1 protein-coding gene is annotated in these 722 nt (G+C 66.3%); it reads right to left on the minus strand.

Translation table 11 applies throughout. From position 1 onward, the window contains the following. On the minus strand, positions 1-722 hold a 722-nt coding region (locus A5775_RS11460; RefSeq protein ID WP_369827823.1), incomplete at both ends, for an MCE family protein.

Genomic DNA, 722 nt, shown 5'->3' on the forward strand with positions numbered 1-722 from the left:
GGCGCAAGGCTGTTACCGGTGTCCATCACCAACTCCGGTGCCGGCCACAGATCCCGGGTGATTTTCTGCCAGCAACCTGGGGCACCCCCGGGCCCACCGTGGGCGTTCTGCCGCGGCAGGTTCTCCGGCCAGATGTAGGGGTTGGGCGCGCCACCGACCACTCCGGCGACGCCGCCCACCAGGGACGCGATGACGGGAACCGCGGACACCGGGTTCGCGATCAGTCCCAGTCCGGAGAACAACGCGGTGTTGGTGACGAGTGAGTAGCCGTTGAAGCCGCCTTCGGCCGCGCCCGTGGCGGGCAGCGCATCGTGTTCGTTGCGCATCAAGCAATAGATTTCGGGGCTGTAGGTGTCCAGCAGCTGGGCGGTCGGCACCAGGTCGGCCGCCCCCCGCGCCAGGTACGGCCCGGCCCTGTTGAACACATCCGCCCCGGTGTTACCGAACCCCGCCGCCGACAACAACGCCTGATCCAGATCCTTTTGCTGCGCATTGATCGTGCGCGACGTCACCACCGCATTATTCAAAAAATCAAACAGGTCCGGCGACGCGTTCGCATACGTATCCCCCAACGCCGCCAACCGCTGAATATCCTTACGCGCCTGCGGCATCCGCGGATTCACCTCATCAAGAACCGCATTCGCATTCACCCTGCGCCACGCGCCGCCGGCGCAGTGGCGTATCGCGCCCCCATGGCCAGAGCCAACGCCAGGGGTGGGCGG

It is taken from the genome of Mycobacterium sp. 852002-10029_SCH5224772, from assembly GCF_001667315.1.
In the GTDB taxonomy this organism is placed as follows: Bacteria; Actinomycetota; Actinomycetes; order Mycobacteriales; family Mycobacteriaceae; genus Mycobacterium.